Annotated in this window: 19 protein-coding genes; 6 read left to right on the top strand and 13 right to left on the bottom strand. The window is 66.9% G+C overall.

The window, feature by feature from the left end; genetic code table 11:
• Positions 1–26: 26 nt before the first annotated feature.
• The gene (locus Q0263_RS09985) at positions 27–1,031 is read right to left on the bottom strand and encodes a TRAP transporter substrate-binding protein (protein ID WP_298015621.1); all 1,005 of its coding nucleotides are present in this window, start codon (positions 1,029–1,031) and stop codon (positions 27–29) included.
• 35 nt (positions 1,032–1,066) lie between these two features.
• A complete protein-coding gene (locus tag Q0263_RS09980; protein ID WP_298015620.1) occupies positions 1,067–2,476 on the bottom strand; it encodes an amidase in 1,410 nt (469 codons plus the stop codon).
• Between the two features lie 619 nt (positions 2,477–3,095).
• Between Q0263_RS09980 and Q0263_RS09975 the strand changes: the two genes are divergently transcribed.
• On the top strand, positions 3,096–4,346 hold the full coding sequence (locus tag Q0263_RS09975; RefSeq protein WP_298015619.1) for a M20/M25/M40 family metallo-hydrolase: 1,251 nt from the start codon (positions 3,096–3,098) through the stop codon (positions 4,344–4,346).
• A 150-nt stretch (positions 4,347–4,496) separates the two neighbouring features.
• The gene (gene aqpZ / locus Q0263_RS09970) at positions 4,497–5,195 is read left to right on the top strand and encodes an aquaporin Z (protein ID WP_298015618.1); all 699 of its coding nucleotides are present in this window, start codon (positions 4,497–4,499) and stop codon (positions 5,193–5,195) included.
• 88 nt (positions 5,196–5,283) lie between these two features.
• On the opposite strand, the gene Q0263_RS09965 is transcribed toward aqpZ, so the two are convergent.
• The 4 genes from Q0263_RS09965 to Q0263_RS09950 all read right to left on the bottom strand — a co-directional run bounded on the left by Q0263_RS09965 (position 5,284) and on the right by Q0263_RS09950 (position 8,286).
• Entirely contained in the window at positions 5,284–5,706 is a 423-nt protein-coding gene (locus Q0263_RS09965; RefSeq protein ID WP_298015617.1) for a MarR family transcriptional regulator, read from the bottom strand.
• Positions 5,707–5,778: 72 nt separating this feature from the next.
• The gene (locus Q0263_RS09960) at positions 5,779–6,168 is read right to left on the bottom strand and encodes a multidrug efflux SMR transporter (RefSeq protein WP_298015616.1); all 390 of its coding nucleotides are present in this window, start codon (positions 6,166–6,168) and stop codon (positions 5,779–5,781) included.
• A gap of 45 nt (positions 6,169–6,213) precedes the next feature.
• Complete coding sequence (locus Q0263_RS09955) at positions 6,214–6,534, bottom strand: SMR family transporter (RefSeq protein WP_298015615.1); 321 nt, start codon at positions 6,532–6,534, stop codon at positions 6,214–6,216.
• A 216-nt stretch (positions 6,535–6,750) separates the two neighbouring features.
• Positions 6,751–8,286, bottom strand: a complete 1,536-nt coding sequence (locus tag Q0263_RS09950) for an MDR family MFS transporter (protein WP_298015614.1) — start codon at positions 8,284–8,286, stop codon at positions 6,751–6,753.
• Positions 8,287–8,345: 59 nt separating this feature from the next.
• On the opposite strand from Q0263_RS09950, the gene Q0263_RS09945 reads away from it, so the two are divergent.
• Positions 8,346–8,651: a biotin--protein ligase gene (locus Q0263_RS09945; protein WP_298015613.1), complete on the top strand. Its 306-nt coding sequence runs from the start codon at positions 8,346–8,348 to the stop codon at positions 8,649–8,651.
• A complete protein-coding gene (locus tag Q0263_RS09940; protein WP_298015612.1) occupies positions 8,648–9,436 on the top strand; it encodes a biotin/lipoate A/B protein ligase family protein in 789 nt (262 codons plus the stop codon). The genes Q0263_RS09945 and Q0263_RS09940 overlap by 4 nt, the downstream gene beginning before the upstream one ends.
• A 40-nt stretch (positions 9,437–9,476) precedes the next feature.
• On the opposite strand, the gene Q0263_RS09935 is transcribed toward Q0263_RS09940, so the two are convergent.
• Positions 9,477–10,196 carry an RNA polymerase sigma factor gene (locus Q0263_RS09935; protein WP_298015611.1) on the bottom strand — a complete coding sequence of 240 codons (720 nt, stop codon included), beginning with the start codon at positions 10,194–10,196 and terminating at the stop codon, positions 9,477–9,479.
• Between the two features lie 82 nt (positions 10,197–10,278).
• The gene (locus tag Q0263_RS09930; RefSeq protein WP_298015610.1) at positions 10,279–10,626 is read right to left on the bottom strand and encodes a carboxymuconolactone decarboxylase family protein; all 348 of its coding nucleotides are present in this window, start codon (positions 10,624–10,626) and stop codon (positions 10,279–10,281) included.
• A 117-nt stretch (positions 10,627–10,743) separates the two neighbouring features.
• Here Q0263_RS09930 and Q0263_RS09925 point away from each other — a divergent pair, with 117 nt between their 5' ends.
• A complete protein-coding gene (locus Q0263_RS09925; RefSeq protein WP_298015609.1) occupies positions 10,744–11,667 on the top strand; it encodes a DMT family transporter in 924 nt (307 codons plus the stop codon).
• Here Q0263_RS09925 and Q0263_RS09920 read toward each other — a convergent pair.
• Together Q0263_RS09920 and Q0263_RS09915 are read right to left on the bottom strand one after the other, a co-directional pair.
• Positions 11,659–12,222: a DUF924 family protein gene (locus Q0263_RS09920; protein ID WP_298015608.1), complete on the bottom strand. Its 564-nt coding sequence runs from the start codon at positions 12,220–12,222 to the stop codon at positions 11,659–11,661. The two genes, Q0263_RS09925 and Q0263_RS09920, sit on opposite strands and share 9 nt — an antisense overlap.
• A gap of 11 nt (positions 12,223–12,233) precedes the next feature.
• Entirely contained in the window at positions 12,234–13,223 is a 990-nt protein-coding gene (locus tag Q0263_RS09915; protein ID WP_298015607.1) for a diaminopimelate dehydrogenase, read from the bottom strand.
• A 120-nt stretch (positions 13,224–13,343) separates the two neighbouring features.
• Between Q0263_RS09915 and sstT the strand changes: the two genes are divergently transcribed.
• Complete coding sequence (sstT, locus tag Q0263_RS09910) at positions 13,344–14,576, top strand: serine/threonine transporter SstT (RefSeq protein ID WP_298015606.1); 1,233 nt, start codon at positions 13,344–13,346, stop codon at positions 14,574–14,576.
• Here sstT and Q0263_RS09905 read toward each other — a convergent pair.
• The 3 genes from Q0263_RS09905 to ompA form a co-directional block, all read right to left on the bottom strand.
• A complete protein-coding gene (locus tag Q0263_RS09905) occupies positions 14,533–15,216 on the bottom strand; it encodes an HAD-IA family hydrolase (RefSeq protein WP_298015605.1) in 684 nt (227 codons plus the stop codon). The genes sstT and Q0263_RS09905 overlap by 44 nt on opposite strands.
• Before the next feature lie 5 nt (positions 15,217–15,221).
• The gene (gene ubiG, locus Q0263_RS09900) at positions 15,222–15,929 is read right to left on the bottom strand and encodes a bifunctional 2-polyprenyl-6-hydroxyphenol methylase/3-demethylubiquinol 3-O-methyltransferase UbiG (RefSeq protein WP_298015604.1); all 708 of its coding nucleotides are present in this window, start codon (positions 15,927–15,929) and stop codon (positions 15,222–15,224) included.
• Positions 15,930–16,023: 94 nt separating this feature from the next.
• Positions 16,024–16,593 carry an outer membrane protein OmpA gene (ompA, locus tag Q0263_RS09895; protein WP_298015603.1) on the bottom strand — a complete coding sequence of 190 codons (570 nt, stop codon included), beginning with the start codon at positions 16,591–16,593 and terminating at the stop codon, positions 16,024–16,026.
• Positions 16,594–16,604: the final 11 nt, after the last annotated feature.

The raw sequence follows: 16,604 nt of genomic DNA, 5'->3' as shown, positions 1-16,604 counted from the left end.
CGTGACGTCCGTGCCGGCCTCCTCGCTCAGCTGCTGGATTTCGCGAGTTCGGCATTGATGCTGTCGACGAAGCCCCGCCCGATCTTGTCGACGAACGGGGGGAGCACGTCCTGCGCTTTGGCGCGGAACGCCGCGATCTGCTCCGGCGTCGGGGTGTAGATCGAGACGCCGGCTTCCGCCATCTTCTGTTTCTGGACGTTCTCCTGTTCGGCCGCGACCTGGCGCTGGTGGCGCATGGCTTCCGTGGCCGCTTCCTGGATCATCTTCTGGTCCGCTTCCGACAGGCCGGACCAGAAGACGTTGCTGGCCAGCAGGCCGATGGCCTCGAACGAGAAGTTGACGAGCGAGATGTGTTTGCTGACTTCAAAGAAACGCGACGAATAGATCAGCGGGACGGGCGAAATGCCGCCTTCGATGGCGCCCGCCTGCAGGGAGGAGAACACCTCGGAGAAATTCAGGGCGACGGGGACGGAGCCGACCGCCTTCCAGGAGTCGAGGAACAGAGAGAGTCCGGGAGTCCGGATCTTCACGCCGGCGATGTCCTCCGGCGTCTTGATGGGGCCCGCGTTGCTGTAGAGCTGGAAGAAGCCCCCGGACCCCCAGGCCAGCGCCTGCAGGTTCTTCTTGCGCAGGATGGTGTTCAGTTCTTTGCCCGGAGCGCCGTCCATGACGCGCAAGGCGCTGTCAGCGTCGGGAAACGCCCAGGGCAGCGAGATCGCCATGAACTTGCTGTCCAGCTGGGCGAGCCAGACGGTGGATTTCAGGACGATGTCGATGGCGCCGGCCTGGGCCATTTCGATCTCGACGCGATCGTTTCCGCTGGCCAGCGTGGCATTGGGATAGATCTGCACGGTATGCCGGCCTTCGCTGCGGGTTTCGACCAGTTCCTTGAACTTCTTGGCCCCGGCGACCCAGGTCGAGGTTTCGGCGACGTTGGTCGAAACTTTGATGTTGGCCGCGGAAGCATTGAGGGAAACGCATGCCAGGGCGGCGATGGCGGATGATGTTGCCAGTTTCTTGATCGATATCATGGTGTCTCTCCACTTTATTGATGCTGATCGGCGGATCAGCGGCGCACTGCGACGCGGCGGGGCTTCGCATGCCTGGCCCCGCCCGCGGTTTCTATCGCTGACGCTGCGGCCAGCACCAGTTCGTCTTCGTATCGCCGCCCGACGATCTGCAGGCCGATGGGCAGGCCGTCCGGGGCCACGTCGCAGGGCACGGAGCACGCCGGGACGAAGGTGTGGTTGAAGATCGGCGTGAATACGGCATGTCCGCGCGGCGATGCGGCCTTTCCTTCGATCGTTTCGGGCCCCAGGCGGTCGAGCGGCCATGCCACGCAGGGCGTGGTCGGCGTGAGCAGCAGGTCGTGGCGCGTCTGAAACCGCGTCAGCGCGCGCAGCATTTCTTCTCTCAGGAACCAGGCCCGCGCCATGTCCGATGCGTTCAGGCGCAACCCCTGTTCGATCTGCCTGCCGATGTCGGGGTCGAACCGGTCGGGGGATTGCCGCCAGGCGTCGCCGTACAGGGCGGCCAGCCCGCCGAGCTGCAGCGGCATCAAGGCGGCTTCATCCGTGTCGGCCGGCCAGGCGGGGTCGGCTTCTTCGATGTGGCAGCCGAAGCGTTCCAGCAGCCGCGCGGTCTCCGAGACGGCGGCTTGTACGTCCCGATCGACCGGAAAACCCAATCCCAGGCGCGGGCTGTAGGCGACCCGCAAGCCCTTGAGCATCGCGGGTTCTCCGGGCATGTGCGGCGCCGACATGGGGTCTCGGGCATCGTAGGCGCACAGGGCCTTGAAGGACAGATCCAGGTCGGCGGCGGTGCGCGCCATGATGCCGATGACGCTCTGCCCGAAGACGGGCTCCGTGAAGCCGACGGGATGGGGAATGCGGCCTGGGCTGGGTTTCATGCCGAAGACCCCGACGTGGGCTGCCGGCCGGCGCACCGAACCGCCGGCGTCGGTGCCCAGCGCGAGGGCGCCCAGGCCTGCGCTGACCGCGCTTGCCGCGCCGCCGGACGAGCCTCCGGGCGTCCGTTCCAGGTCCCACGGATTGCGGGTCGCGCCGAACAGAAGGTTCGTCGTGAGCCCCTTGCAGGCGAATTCCGAGCAGTTGGTCAGGCCCAGGATCATGGCGCCTTGCGATCGCAGCCGTTCGACGGCCACGGCATCGCGCGGCGCCACGAAATCTTCGAACAGCCGCGATCCCTGGGAGACCACCTGGCCTTTGACCCAGAGATTGTCTTTTGCGGTGAAAGGCACGCCGGCCAGCGGCGCCGGCGCCCCGGATGCGATCAGGTCCCGCACCCGGGCCGCTTCGCCGCGGATCAGAGCCGGGTCGAACCGGATGAGGGCGTTGAGCGCGGGATTGGCGCGCTCGACTTCGTCGATCAGGGCTTCGGCGATGTCTCCGGGCGACACCCGGCCGTCGCGGACCCGGGCTGCCAGTTCTGTAGCGGAAAGGTCGATGATGTCCACTGGGCGTTTCCCTTCTGGTGTGAATCGGTCGGGGCCGGCGTGACGTCCGGCCGTACGGGCGCTGCGGGTTCGGTCTGCGGGGGAAGCCGCCGTGTGGCGGCGCCTACCTGTCGGAAGCGGGAAGGTCGAGGGGCGCCGCGGCGCTCTCGGGGGTATCGGGGTTGACGATCGGCAGCTTCAACGATGGGCCTCGCTGGTGTGGTGAGATCTTTGGGGTCGGCGAACAGTGCTCCGGGAACCCCTGGACTGTCAGCTGACAAAAACCTTAATCGCAACATGGCTAATGATAGAGATCGGATTTTTTTAAAACATAAGTGTTTACCCTATTGTTAACAATGATGTAATTCGTGTTGAACAATCGAACTGCCGAATGTGGATCTCAGGAAAGCCGATTTCCTGCAGCGATCCTGACATCGTCCTCGGCGTTTTGAAATGGAATTGGAAATACGGAAAGATAAATTGTTTTAATGGGGTATTGGCGTATTTATGGAAGAAAATAATGACAACGCTATTGATTGAATGGCGCGGATAATGTTTAATTCATTGTTGACAGTATTGTTCTGGCAAGGGGTCGCGTCCGGTCGAGACGCGCCGAACCGGAATCATGGAGGAGTCAGAGATGCCGACAGAGAACACGCCAAGCGCCAGGGAAACGATTCGCGCTTTTGTGGAGACGCACTTCGAACAGCAGGTCGCCATGCTGTCCAGGCTGGTCCAGTGCCCTTCCGACAACCCCCCCGGGGATTGCGCCGCGCATGCGGAGCTCGCCGCGGAGCTGCTCGAAAGACTGGGGTTCGCCGTGGAACGGCACGGGGTCGATGCGGCAGCGGTGCGGGCGGCCGGCATGCGCAGCGTGACCAATCTGATCGTGCGGGAAAAATTCGGGCCAGGCCCGACGATCGCGCTGAACGCGCATGGCGATGTGGTGCCTCCGGGGTCAGGCTGGAGCGACGACCCCTACAGCGGCGTCGTGCGCGACGGCTGGCTCTACGGACGTGGCGCCGCCGTATCCAAATCCGACTTCACGACCTACGCGTACGCGATGCTGGCCTTGCGCGAACTCAAGCGTCAGGGGGCGGATTTCGGCGGCACGGTGGAACTGCACCTGACCTATGACGAGGAAACGGGCGGCCTGACGGGGCCGGGGTGGATTCTCGAACACAAGCTGAGCGCGCCCGATTACGTCATCTCCGCCGCTTTCACGCATCATGTGGTGGTGGCCCACAACGGCTGCCTGCACCTGGAAATCACCGTCAAGGGACGTTCGGCGCATGCGGCCTTTCCGACCACGGGCGCCGATGCCATCGAGGCGACTTCCGTTTTGTTGAACGCCCTGTATGCCTATCGGGACCGCCTGTCCGAACGCAGCTCGCGGGTGCCGGGGATCGGCAGCCCGACGTTCATCGTGGGTCTGATCCAGGGGGGCATCAATACGAATGTCGTGGGCGACGAGGCAAGCCTGCGCGTCGATCGGCGCATCATCCCCGAGGAAGATCCGGCCGCGGTCGAAGCGGAATTGATGGAAACCGTGCGCCAGGCCCTGGCCAGCCTGCCCGGTGTGCGGGTCGATATCCGGCGCATCCTGCTGGCCCATCCCCTGAGGCCGACCGAGGCTTCGGAGCGCCTGGCCGGTCTGCTGTGCGCGCAGGCCGGCGACATCCTGGGCAAGCCCGTCACGACGATCGGCATGCCGCTCTATACCGATGCGCGCCTGTACAGCGAGGCCGGCATCCCGACGGTCATGTTCGGCGCGGGGCCCGCCGATCCCCTGGAGGCCAACGGCCATCGGGCGGACGAGCGCGTGCCCTTGCACGAACTGAAGATGGCGACGCGCATCGTGGCCGGCGCCCTGGTCGAATTGATGTCGTGAACGGCGGCCGCATCCGCCGCTTCGGGGATGCGGCGTCGCGATAGATTGTCAATTACCTTTAAATTGACAATTCATTGCGTTTGCCGTGCGCCATCCGGCAGATCGCGTTGGTAGACTTTTTGGCTCTTGAACTTCCAACGAGTCAACCATATGTCCTTGACCAAGCGATGCGCCGCGGAACTGTTCGGCACGTTCTGGCTGGTGTTCGGCGGCTGCGGCAGCGCGGTGCTGGCCGCGGCGTTTCCCGAGCTGGGGATCGGCTTTGCGGGCGTCGCCCTGGCCTTTGGCCTGACGCTGCTGACCATGTGCTATGCGATCGGGCATATTTCGGGTTGCCACATCAACCCCGCCGTGACGTTCGGTCTGGTGGCGGGCGGGCGCTTTCCCGCGCGCGACCTGATTCCCTACGTCGTATCCCAGGTGCTGGGCGCCATCGCCGCGGCCGCGGTGCTGTATCTGATCGCGAGCGGCAAGGCCGGCTTCGACGCGTCGGCGGGCTTCGCATCGAACGGCTACGGCGAGCATTCGCCCGGCGGCTATTCGCTGACGGCGGCCTTGACGGCCGAAGTGGTGCTGACCGGGTTTTTCCTGTTCATCATCATGGGCGCCACGCACCGGCTGGCGCAGTCCAGCCTGGCCGGCGTCGCGATCGGCCTGTCGCTGACGCTGATCCACCTGATCGGCATTCCGGTGACCAACACGTCCGTCAATCCCGCGCGGTCGACCGGCGTGGCCCTGTTCCAGGGCAGCTGGGCGCTGGACCAGCTCTGGCTGTTCTGGCTGGCGCCCATCGCGGGCGGGGTGATCGGCGCGCTGATCTACCGCGCCTTGCTCACCAGCGACGATTGAGGTCCGGCGCGGCCTCATGGCCGCCGCGTCCCGACGCCCGGGCGGTATGGGCGCCAGGCGGACTCGGTGTGTCGGGGGCGGCAGGCGCTCAGGATCCCTTGGCTGCCGTCTTGCCGACCCTGCCCGACAGCAGCTTCCCTGCGCCGTGCTCTTCCAGCGCCGCGTCCAGCGCCCGCTCGTAGTCGGGCGATGCGCTTTCCAGGCGCGCGCGCCCCTGATCGGTCAGCACCGTATACACCCCCCGCTTGTCGTCGGGGCACAGGTCGCGGACGCTGAGGCCGGTGCGCTCCAGGCGCTCGACCATGCGCGAGACCGAGCTTTGATTCAGGCCCAGCTGCGCAGCCAGTTCCTGCATGCGCAGTTCGGAGTCCGGCGATTGCGCCAGGATGTCGAGCGCACGGTATTCGGACAGGCCCAGCCCGTGCCGCGCCTGCAGCATCTTGCCTAGATCGGCTTCGATGTTGCCGACGGCCTGGATCAGGTTTCGCCATGCGTCGCTTTTCTTGGACATCGCGGGCTTGCGCTCCGTGTGGGGACGGGGTGGATCCCGCATTGTCTCATATGCATGCCCATGCACATGGGGTCATGGGATTCCCCGGGCCTTGCCGGCGCGAAGGGCCGCGCTGTCCGCCAGTTTCAGCCACACGACGCCGACGATGATGACCGCCAGCCAGAATGCCTGGGGCGGGGTCAACGGCTGGTCGAGCAGGATGCCGCCGAAGACGGCGGCGCCCACCGAGCCGATGCCGGCCCACACGGCGTAGCCGATGCCAACGCCGATGGTTTTCAGGGCGGCGCTGAGCGCATACAGCGTCAGCAGGAAGAACACCGCTGCGGAAATGGACCAGGCCGGCACGGTGAAGGCCTTGCTGCCGCCCACGCTGAGCGCGTAGCCGATCTCGAAGGCGCCTGCCAGCAGCAGCATGATCCAGGCGCGTCCCTTGCCGCGCGTGATGTCGTGATCGTTCGTCATGTCGAGTTCCTTGTCGTCGTTCGGGATGGGAGATGGGGCGCGCGCTCAGGCCGCGCCGCTGAGGCGCAGCCCGGCCACGCCGCCGATGACCAGCAGGATGCCCAGGGACTTGCCCCAGCTGAGCTTCTGGCCGAAGAACAGGGCGCCCAGGACCACGATGCCGACGCCGGCGGCGGAGGTCCAGATGGCGTAGCCCACGCCGACGTCGAAGGTCAGCAGCGCCAGGCTGAGAAAGAAGGTGCCGATCGCGCCGGTGACTAAGGTGGCGATCGTCCACCCGGGCCGGGTGAATCCCTTCGCATTCCCCGCCGAGAGGGCGACGGCGATTTCGAAGACTACGGCGATGCCCAGATAAAGCCAGTTCATGATGAAGATTCCTTGTCGTCGATCGGTCCTGCCGGACCGTTCAGGGGTGGGAAAACTATTCCTGGAATCGGAGGAAATCGATTTTCCTCCGAATGGATGCCATTAATTGCATGCGCATACATATTAATGATCAAAGCGGTGGGTGTCAAATATTATGCATGCGCATGCATATGTATAAATGGAACGCTGCGCGAGGAGCGATCCGGCCCGGCGGAATCAGTGCGCGGTCTCGACGGTGTGGCGCGGCATCAGCAGCACGGCCAGCAGCGTCAGCAGGGCCACGCCGATCATGCCCAGGTATACCTGATGAGTGGCCGCGTCGAAAGCCGACAGCAGGTACCGGCGGCCGGCCGATGCCGCCGGATCCGTCTGCAACGCGGTGATCACGCCGTTCACGGTCGGCAGGGCGCCGCCCAGCGCGGCCGGGGCGGCGTCCAGCGCTTCGCGCATGGCGTTGTTGAACAGCGCGCCCACCACGGCGGCCCCCAGGCTCTGGCCCAGGTAGCGCGACCACATGTTGGCGCTGGTCGCCACGCCGCGCTGGCGCCAGGGGACGACGGACTGCACGCCGACCAGCAGGGGGGTGGACAGCATCCCGAAGCCGGCCCCCAGCAGCATCTGGTCCGCCGTGACCAGCCAGACGGCGGGCTGGGGCGGCAGGGCGGCGAATCCCAGCACCGCCAGCAGGATCAGGGCGCCGCCGAACAGGGCCGTGTCCCGGAAGCCGAAGCGCAGGTACAGGCGGCCCGCCCAGGCGGATGCCGGGACCCAGCCCAGGCTCATGCTGGCCAGCACCAGGCCGGCGCTGATCGGGCCCAGGCCCATGACGGACTGGGCGAAGACCGGCAGGTAGGTGCCGGGCGCCATCATGACCAGGCCCATGCCCAGCGCGCCCAGGTTCGAGCCCAGCATCAGCCGGTGGCGCCAGACCCAGCCGGGCATGATGGGTTCGGCGGCGCGCCGTTCCCGCATCACGGTGGCGATCGTCAGCACGGTCACCACGGCGAAGGTCGCCAGGCTGGGGGCGGACAGCCAGGCCCAGGCATTGCCGCCCTGCAGCAGGCCGAAGACCCCCGCGGCCCCCGCCAGCATCATCAGGATGGCGCCGGCGTAGTCGATGGCGTGCCGGTGGGCGGGCGCCTGCTCGTGCAGGTAGCGGGCGATCAGGACGATGGCCGCCAGTCCGATGGGCAGGTTGATCAGGAAGACCCAGCGCCAGGTGGCGTATTCGGCGAAGGCGCCGCCCAGGGTGGGGCCGACGATGGCCGCGATGCCCCAGACGCTGGACAGCCAGCCCTGCACCCGCGCGCGTTCGCGGGTGGAATACAGATCGCCCGCCAGGGTGTTGACGGTGGCCATGATGGACCCGGCCCCGAAGCCCTGGAGGGCGCGAAAGACGATCAGCGGGATCATGCCCCAGGCCAGGGCGCAGGCCGCCGAGCCCAGCAGGAAGAGAGCGGAGCCGCCGATCAGCACGGGCTTGCGGCCGTACAGGTCCGCCAGTTTGCCGTAGATGGGGATGGTGACGGTCTGGGCCAGCAGATAGATGGAAAACAGCCAGGTGAACCGATCGAAGCCCCCCAGGTCGCCGACGATCTGCGGAATGACGGTGGCGACGATGGTGATGTCCATGGCGGCCAGCGACATCGTCAGCATCAGGGCGGCCAGGATCGAGCCCCGATGGGCGACGGGGGCGGATTCGGCAGGCTGGCCGTGGGGGGAATCCTGCTTTTCGGGGGCGGTCACGGTCATAATGGCGGCAGTGCGGCGAGGCTTCAATCTTAGTCCACGCGGAACATGAGGGAACAGGCATGCATGACGCGAAGCGAAACCCCCGTCAGGGGCATGGGGAATACAAGATCCCCGGCGGCAAGTTGGTGGTGGTGGATCTGCAGGTTCTGGACGGACGCCTGAATCACGTGCGGCTGTCGGGGGATTTCTTTCTGGAGCCGCCCGAGGCCCTGGACGCCATCGACGCGGCGCTCGAAGGCCTGCCCGCGGACATCGATGCGGGGCGCCTGGCCCAGGCCGTGAGCGATGCGCTGGGGGCGGATGTGGAGATGTTCGGCCTGACGCCGGAAGGCATCGCCGTCGTGGTCGGGAGGGCGCTGGCATGAACGAGCCCGCAAGCCGCAGCGCATGGACCGATTTCGATTGGCGGCTGCTCCATCCCGCGCCGCTGACGCCGTTGCAGCACGTGGCCCTGGATCAGGCGCTGCTGGATGAGGTGGCCGCGGGGCGCCGCGCGCCGACCCTGCGGATCTGGGAATGGGCGGCGCCGGCGGTCGTCATCGGCATCTTCCAGTCCCTGAGGAACGAAGTCGACGCCCAAGCCGCCCAGGCGCTCGGCATCCAGGTCGTGCGCCGCATCAGCGGCGGCGGGGCCATGTTCATCGAGCCCGGCAACGCGATCACCTATTCTATCTACGCGCCGCTGTCCCTGGTGGAGGGCATGAGCTTCCGGGATGCCTACGCCTACATGGACGATTTCGTCCTGCAGGCCTTGAAGGAACTGGGCATCAGGGCCTGGTACCAGCCGCTGAACGACATCACGTCCGACGGCGGCAAGATCGGCGGCGCGGCCCAGGCCCGCCGGGGCGGCGCCGTGCTGCATCACGTGACCATGGCGTACGACATCGATGCCGCGAAAATGCTGCAGGTCCTGCGCATCGGCCGTGAGAAGCTGTCGGACAAGGGCACCACGTCCGCCGCCAAGCGCGTGGACCCGCTGCGCAGCCAGACGGGCCTGCCCCGCGAAGCCATCATCGCCCGCATGCTGGATACATTCAGACAGCGCAACGGCCTGCGGGACGACGTCCTGACCGACGGCGAGATGGCCAAGGCCGATCTCCTGATCCGGGAAAAGTTCGGCGCCCCGGACTGGCTGTCCAAGGTGCCCTAGTCCGGCGCGTCCCCGAAGCCGGCCCGGGCGTCGGCGCCGCCTATTCCGGGTCTTTCAGGATCCCGGCCGCTCGCATCCGGGCGTGGACGCCGGCCACGATGCGGTCGCAGCGCTCGCCGGCGAACGAGAACGCTTGGCCGATATGGGGGTCGAAATCCTGCTTCAGGCCCTCCTGCAGCAGGCGCCGGGCCCGCATGAACCGCACCCGCACCGTGGCTTCGGGCATCCCGAGCACCTGGGCGACTTCGGCCGCGGACATCTCCTCGACCCCCCGCAGCATGAAGACCGTCCGGTAGATGTCGGGCAGGGCGTCGATGCGTTCTTCGATGCGATGGCGCATCTCCGCCCGCCATGCGGACTGGTCGGGACGCGAGGCGTCGGAAGCGGGGAGGTCGGAGCCGGGCGCAAACATGCTGTCCTGTTCGGTGGAAACCTGGTATGCCGATTGGATGTGGGCTTCGCGGGTTTTGTTTCGTCGGCGGCGCATCAGGGCCTCGTTCACGGTGATGCGGGTCAGCCAGGTGGCGGGCTGGGCGTCGGCGCGGAAGTCCGCCAGGTGCTGGTAGGCTTTCCACCAGGCTTCCTGGACCGCGTCTTCGGCCTCGGCCTCGTCGTGCAGGATGCTGCGCGCCGCGCGGTAGAGCTGCTGGTTGTGCCGGCGCATCAGCAGGTCGAAGGCCTGCAGCTTGCCGGCGCGGCACCAGGCGATCAGCGATAGGTCGCTTTCCTTCGTCAAATCGTGTTGAGCCTGAGTATCCACCTCGTTCCCCGAATGAACCTTGATCCTATTGGATGATCCGGACCGCGAAAACGTTTCATGGGCCGGTTCGAGGGCGTGCCGGTCAGCCGTGGGTCTTGTCGTGCAGCCCGCCCAGGGTCTGCAGCGCTAGATTGGAGTGCGCGTAGGCTCCGCCGGCCCGCATTTCGGCCGCCACCCAGATGGCCTCCATGATTTCCGCGTCCGAGGCCCCCGCGCGCGCGGCGGCTTCGGTGTGGCCCTTGATGCAGTAGGGGCACTGGGTGACGTGGGCCACCGCCACGGCGATCAGCTGCTTGGACTTGGCGTCCAGCGCGCCGGGTGCGAAGACGGCCTTGCTGAAGGCCCTGAACGCGGCCAGCGGTTCCGGGGCCAGTTCGGCGCGGCGCTTGGCCAGATCCGACGTGGCCGGGGGATACATGGGTGAATCCATGAGACTGCTCCTGTGTCTGTGATCTGTTCATGATAGACCCGGCGACCTCCGGGAACCAGTGAAGCCCTGTTGCGGGCAGGGGCCTACAATGTCAGGCTTTGATCAAGGAAGTTTCTCGTGGACAGTCGTCAACCCATGGATGGCCGGGCGTCGGGGCTGATGCTGGTGCTGTGCCTGATCTGGGCCATGCAGCAGATCGCGCTCAAGGCCACGACGGCTGATTTCTCCCCGGTCCTCCAGCTCGGCGTGCGCACGGCCATCGGCGGCCTGCTGGTCGGGCTGGTGCTGGTCGGGCGGCGCGAACGGATCGGCGCGGCCCTGGCGCTCTGGAAGCCCGGGCTGTGCGCGGGCTCCCTGTACGCGCTGGAATTCATCCTGATCGGGGAAAGCCTGCGCTTCACCACCGCCGGCCACGTGGTCGTGCTGCTGTATACGGCGCCGATCTTCGCCGCCATCGGGCTGCACTGGAAGCTGGCCGAAGAGCGCCTGGCGGCCGTGCAGTGGGGCGGGGTCATCCTGGCATTCGGCGGGGTGGGGATCGCCTTCCTGCTGCGCGGCGGCGATGCGCCGGCCCAGGTCGATGCCATGCTGTGGGGCGATCTGCTGGCCTTGCTGGGCGGCGCGGCCTGGGGGGCGACGACCGTCGTGGTCCGGGTGACGCCGCTGGCGTCCCTGCCGGCCAGCCAGACCCTGATGTACCAGCTGGTGGGCGGGTCCACGGTGCTGCTGCTGGCGGCCGTGCTGATGGGGCAGACGACCTTTCATTCCACGCCCCTGGTCTGGGCCAGCCTGGCCTTCCAGGTCTTTTTCGTGGCGTTCATCAGCTATCTGGTCTGGTTCTGGCTGCTGACGAAATACCTGGCGTCGCGCCTGGGCGTATTTTCGTTTCTGACGCCGCTGTTCGGCGTGGTCCTGGGCGCCTGGCTGCTGGACGAGCCCATCGGGCCGGGGTTCCTGCTGGGGTCCCTGCTGGTGGTCGCGGGCGTCCTGCTGCTCAGCGGCTACGGCTGGTATGCGCAATGGCGGGCGCATTCATCCTGAGAAGCCCCCGGCATCCAGGAATTCCTGTTCTTCCGGCGTCGTGGCGCGGCCCAGCGCGGCGTTGCGGTGGGGGAACCGGCCGAAGCGGGCGATGATGTCGTGATGCACCTGCGCCCAGTGCATGGAATCGGGCGCATGCCGCTGGTAGAGAACCAGGGCCTCCTGCTGGGCGGCCAGGTCTTCGGCGTGCATGAAAGGCAGGCAGATGAAATTGCGCAGCGCCGGTTCGATGCGGTCCAGGAAATCCAGGCTGCGGCGGGCGTAGGACAGCGCCAGGCCGTCGGTGGCGAACATGTGGCCCGTATCCCGGAAGGCGTTGCGCGGGTATTGATCCAGCAGCAGGATCAGGGCCAGCGCGGATTCGGGCTGCCGCAGCCAGGCTTCCAGTTCCTGGCGCGCGGCGGCGTAATGGGCGTCCTGGAAACGGCTGCGGAACGCGGCGTCGAACGCCGCGTCCTTGGCGAACCATTTGGCGGGACCGGCTTCCCGCCAGAAATCGACCATGGCCTTGGCGGTATGTTCCGGGACGGACGGATGCGGGCGGGAAGTCTTCATGGCGGTATCGCTTACAGCAGTTCGCGGCGCAGATCGGCCGCCGATTTGGGGGACAGCAGGCCCGGGGCCACGTCGAAGACCGTGCGCGCGCCGGTTTCCCCGGCGGACTTCAGGCGCCAGGCCGCGCGCGCATAGGCGACCAGCACGCTGGACGTGAAGCCGGGGTTGCTGGCCAGCTTCAGGGAATATTCCATCACCTGCTGCTCGTCGCGACCCGACTGGCCGCTGCGGATGACGAATCCCCCGTGCGGCATGCCGGCATGGTCGCGCCGCAGGGTGTCCGCGTCGATGAAATGCACCGTGGTGTCGTAGTCGGCGAAGTAATCCGGCATGGTCACGATGGCCTGTTCCACCTGCCGGGCGTCGGCCCCGTCTTCCAGGACGACATAGCATTCCCGGGTGTGCTTTTCACGGGTGCCCAGTTGCGGCTGCCCGCCGGCGCGCACGCGTTCCACCGCGGCCGGGACCGGGATGGTGTACTGCACGCCGCCCGCGACGCCGGGCACGCGCCGGATGGCGTCGGAGTGGCCCTGGCTGAGGCCCTTGCCCCAGAAAGTGTAGGTGGCGCCCTGGGGCAGGATGGCTTCGCCCATCAGCCGGTTGATGGAAAACAGGCCCGGGTCCCAGCCGACGGCCAGGATGGACAGATTGCCATGCGACCGCGCCGCGGCGTCGACCGCCTGGAAGTATTGCGGGATGCGGGCGTGGGTATCGTAGCTGTCCACCGTGGTGAACCATTGGGCCAGCTCCGGACCCTGCACGGGCAGGTCGTCCTTGGATCCCCCGCACAGGATCAGCACGTCGATGTCGTTCCGGCGGGCCGCCGCATCGTCCAGGGACCAGACTGGCACGGTCGGGTCGTCCAGCACCAGAGCGGCCGGATCGCGGCGCGTGAAGACGCCGACCAGCTGCATGTCGGCGTGGCGGGCGATGGCCGCCTGCGCGCCGCGGCCCAGGTTGCCGTAGCCGGCGATACCGATGCGGATGGGGGATGAAGCCATGAATGTCCTTTCTGAGGAGGTCAGCCGGATGCGGCGGTGTTTCATTGTATCGGCTCGCGTTTTCCTTGTCGGGGCCCGGCGCCCCCGGATGCTAGAATGGCGGCCTTTTGGAGCACCCCTATGGCGTCTTCCGCCTCCAAATCCAATCCGCTGCTGCAGTTCGTCAGCAATGGCAGCCTGGTGACGCAGATTCTCGTCGGCCTGATCGCCGGCGTGCTGCTGGCCTATGCGGCTCCCGAAGCCGCCCGCTCGGTCGGCCTGCTGGGCGGCCTGTTCGTCACCGCCTTGAAGTCCATCGCGCCCCTGCTGGTGTTCGTCCTGGTGGCCGCATCCATCGCCAATCACAAGAAGGGCGCCCAGACGCGGCTCAGGCCGATCCTGGTCCTGTATCTGGTGGGGACTTTCGCGGCGGCCCTGGTGGCGGTCGTGGCCAGTTTCATGTTCCCCCTGACCATCCGGCTGCAGCTGGGCGACGCCGCCCTGACGCCGCCCGGCGGCGTGGTCGAGGTCCTGCGCAACCTCCTGCTCAGCGTGGTCGACAATCCGGTGCACGCCCTGCTGGAAGCCAATTACATCGGCATCCTGGCCTGGGCGATCGGCCTGGGGCTGGCCCTGCGCCATGCCCATGGCTCCACCAAGAACGTCATGTCCGATCTGTCCCTGGGACTGTCCTTCATCGTGCGCGTCGTGATCCGCATGGCGCCGATCGGAATCTTCGGGCTGGTCGCCTCGACGATCGCCGAAACCGGTTTTGGCGCCTTGCTGGACTATGCCCGCCTGCTGGGCGTGCTGCTGGGCTGCATGGCGTTCGTGGCCCTGGTGGTCAATCCCCTGATCGTTTTCTGGCGGATCCGCGCCAACCCCTATCCCCTGGTGCTGACCTGCCTGCGGGAATCCGGCGTGACGGCGTTCTTCACCCGCAGCTCGGCGGCCAACATCCCGGTCAACATGGCGCTCTGTGAAAAGTTGGGCCTGGAGGAAGACACGTATTCCGTGTCGATTCCCCTGGGCGCCACCATCAATATGGCGGGCGCGGCCATCACCATCACGGTGCTGACGCTGGCCGCCGTCCATACGCTGGGAGTGTCCGTGGATCTGTTCACGGCGCTGCTGCTCAGCATCGTGGCGGCGGTGTGCGCCTGCGGCGCCTCGGGCGTGGCCGGCGGGTCCTTGCTGCTGATCCCCGTCGCGTGCAGCCTGTTCGGCATTTCCAACGACCTGGCGATGCAGGTCGTCGGCGTGGGCTTCATCATCGGCGTTCTGCAGGATTCGGCGGAAACCGCGCTGAATTCCTCGACCGACGTGCTGTTTACGGCTGCGGGGTCGGCTCGCGTAGCGCCCAGCGCCGGATGATCGGCCACAGGTCCGCCGGTTGGCGGGCGATGGCGTCCGCCTGCCAGCGGATCGGGTCGTCCAGCGCGCAATAGCCGTAGCCGGCGACCACAGTCGCCATGCCTGCGGCCTTGCCGGCGATGATGTCGCGTTCGTCGTCGCCCACGTACATGCACCGGGCCGGCGCGTAGCCCGCCTGTCGCGCGGCGTGCAGCAGCGGTTCGGGATGCGGCTTGGCATGGGGCGTGGTGTCGCCGCCCACCGTCACGCGGCAGCGGGATTCCAGCCCCAGGTGGCGCACGATGGGCAGGGCCAGGGATTCGACCTTGTTGGTCACGATGCCCCAGCCCATCGAGGCCTCGGCCAGCTGGTCCAGCAGGGTGTCGATGCCCGCGAACAGCCGGGTGTGCGTCAGCATGTCCTGCGCATAGTCCTGCAGGAACTGCCGGCGGCTGCGTTCGTATTCCTCGCTGCCCGGGTCCAGGTCCAGGGCGGCCTTCAGAAGACCGCGCGCGCCGTGCGAGGCATAAGGGCGCAAGGCCTCGTAGGGCAGGGGGGGCAGCCCCCGGTAGCCGCGCTGGCGGTTGGCCGCCGCCGCCAGGTCGGGGGCGGTGTCCGCCAGGGTGCCGTCGAAGTCGAACAGAATGAGACAGGGGTGCATGGCGTTCATTCCGGACGGCGGGTCGCCATCATGTAGTTCACGCCCGTGTCCGGGGCCAGGCGGTACTGCCGGGTCAGCGGCAGGTACTCCAGCCCGCTAAGCGCGCTGACGTCCAGGCCGGCCGCGCGCGCCGCGCCGGCCAGTTCGCTGGGCGTGATGAACTGGTCGTAGCTGTGAGTGCCCCTGGGCACCATGCGCAGCAGGTATTCGGCGGCCACGATGGCCAGCAGAAAGGATTTCGGGTTGCGGTTCAAGGTCGAGAAGCAGACCAGGCCGCCCGGGCGCACCAGCCGGGCGCAGGCCTGCACGATGGCGGCCGGGTCGGGCACGTGTTCCAGCAGTTCCATGCAGGTGACCAGATCGAACTGCCCCGGCTGTTGCGCCGCGTAGTCTTCGGCGCTGACGCATTCGTACTGGACCTGGACGCCGGATTCGTGGCCGTGCAGCCGTGCGACCTGCAGGGACGCCTTGGCCAGATCGATGCCGGTGACCTGGGCGCCTTCGGCCGCCATGGCTTCGGTCAGCAGGCCGCCGCCGCAGCCGATGTCCAGCACCCGCTGTCCGGCCAGATCGCCCGCCTGGCTGCGGATCCAGTCCAGTCGCAAGGGGTTGATGTCGTGCAGCGTCTTCAGATCCCCCTGGGGATCCCACCAGCTGGAAGCCAGGGCACTGAATTTGTCGAGTTCGGCAGGGTCGGCGTTGGCGGTATGCATGGGTATTGGATTCCGAAAATGAACAAGGCCCCGCGCACGCGGGGCCTTGGGTTCCGCCGCGCCAGGGGCGCGGCGGCTCGTGCGGCTTGCGGAATTACTTGCGGGTGCCGACGATTTCGATTTCCACGCGACGGTTCTGAGCGCGGCCTTCGCGGGTCTTGTTGGACGCGACCGGTTGCAGTTCGCCCTTGCCTTCGGCGTAGATGCGATCAGCGGCGACGCCCTTGCTGACCAGGTATTGCTTGACCGAGTTGGCACGGCGCTCGGACAGCTTCTGGTTGTAGGCTTCGGTACCGATGGAGTCGGTGTGGCCGACGGCGATGATGGTTTCCAGATTGATGGTGCCGGCTTGCTGGGCGACCTGATCCAGGACCTGACGGCCTTCGGGCTTGATGGTGGACTTGTCGAAGTCGAAGAAGGTGTCGGCGTTCAGGACGACCTTGCTGGCGGTCGGGGCGACGACAGGCGCTTCGGCGACGGGCTTGCCGCAGCCTTCGGCAGCGGTGGCCGGCGTCCAGAATGCATCGCGCCAGCAGTTTTCGCCGCTGGCGTCTTTCCAGACGTGGCCATCAACGTTGGTCCAGTTGTCGGAAGCCGACGCGGTACCCATGGCAGCCATGGCAGCAATGGCGAGTCCAATAGCGATTTTGGAGGGTTTATTCATGTTTCTCCTCG

The sequence above is a fragment of the uncultured Castellaniella sp. genome, assembly GCF_937988725.1.
Classification (GTDB): domain Bacteria; phylum Pseudomonadota; class Gammaproteobacteria; order Burkholderiales; family Burkholderiaceae_B; genus Castellaniella.
This window is presented reverse-complemented; position numbering and strand designations above follow the sequence as displayed.

Excerpts from the sequence above, each read along its gene's own strand:
- Q0263_RS09985 (WP_298015621.1), bottom strand. The coding sequence starts at position 1,031 with ATGATATCGATCAAGAAACTGGCAACATCATCCGCCATCGCCGCCCTG.
- Q0263_RS09975 (WP_298015619.1), top strand. The coding sequence starts at position 3,096 with ATGCCGACAGAGAACACGCCAAGCGCCAGGGAAACGATTCGCGCTTTT.
- aqpZ (WP_298015618.1), top strand. The coding sequence starts at position 4,497 with ATGTCCTTGACCAAGCGATGCGCCGCGGAACTGTTCGGCACGTTCTGG.
- Q0263_RS09965 (WP_298015617.1), bottom strand. The coding sequence starts at position 5,706 with ATGTCCAAGAAAAGCGACGCATGGCGAAACCTGATCCAGGCCGTCGGC.
- Q0263_RS09960 (WP_298015616.1), bottom strand. The coding sequence starts at position 6,168 with ATGACGAACGATCACGACATCACGCGCGGCAAGGGACGCGCCTGGATC.
- Q0263_RS09955 (WP_298015615.1), bottom strand. The coding sequence starts at position 6,534 with ATGAACTGGCTTTATCTGGGCATCGCCGTAGTCTTCGAAATCGCCGTC.
- Q0263_RS09950 (WP_298015614.1), bottom strand. The coding sequence starts at position 8,286 with ATGACCGTGACCGCCCCCGAAAAGCAGGATTCCCCCCACGGCCAGCCT.
- Q0263_RS09945 (WP_298015613.1), top strand. The coding sequence starts at position 8,346 with ATGCATGACGCGAAGCGAAACCCCCGTCAGGGGCATGGGGAATACAAG.
- Q0263_RS09940 (WP_298015612.1), top strand. The coding sequence starts at position 8,648 with ATGAACGAGCCCGCAAGCCGCAGCGCATGGACCGATTTCGATTGGCGG.
- Q0263_RS09930 (WP_298015610.1), bottom strand. The coding sequence starts at position 10,626 with ATGGATTCACCCATGTATCCCCCGGCCACGTCGGATCTGGCCAAGCGC.
- Q0263_RS09920 (WP_298015608.1), bottom strand. The coding sequence starts at position 12,222 with ATGAAGACTTCCCGCCCGCATCCGTCCGTCCCGGAACATACCGCCAAG.
- Q0263_RS09915 (WP_298015607.1), bottom strand. The coding sequence starts at position 13,223 with ATGGCTTCATCCCCCATCCGCATCGGTATCGCCGGCTACGGCAACCTG.
- sstT (WP_298015606.1), top strand. The coding sequence starts at position 13,344 with ATGGCGTCTTCCGCCTCCAAATCCAATCCGCTGCTGCAGTTCGTCAGC.
- Q0263_RS09905 (WP_298015605.1), bottom strand. The coding sequence starts at position 15,216 with ATGCACCCCTGTCTCATTCTGTTCGACTTCGACGGCACCCTGGCGGAC.
- ubiG (WP_298015604.1), bottom strand. The coding sequence starts at position 15,929 with ATGCATACCGCCAACGCCGACCCTGCCGAACTCGACAAATTCAGTGCC.
- ompA (WP_298015603.1), bottom strand. The coding sequence starts at position 16,593 with ATGAATAAACCCTCCAAAATCGCTATTGGACTCGCCATTGCTGCCATG.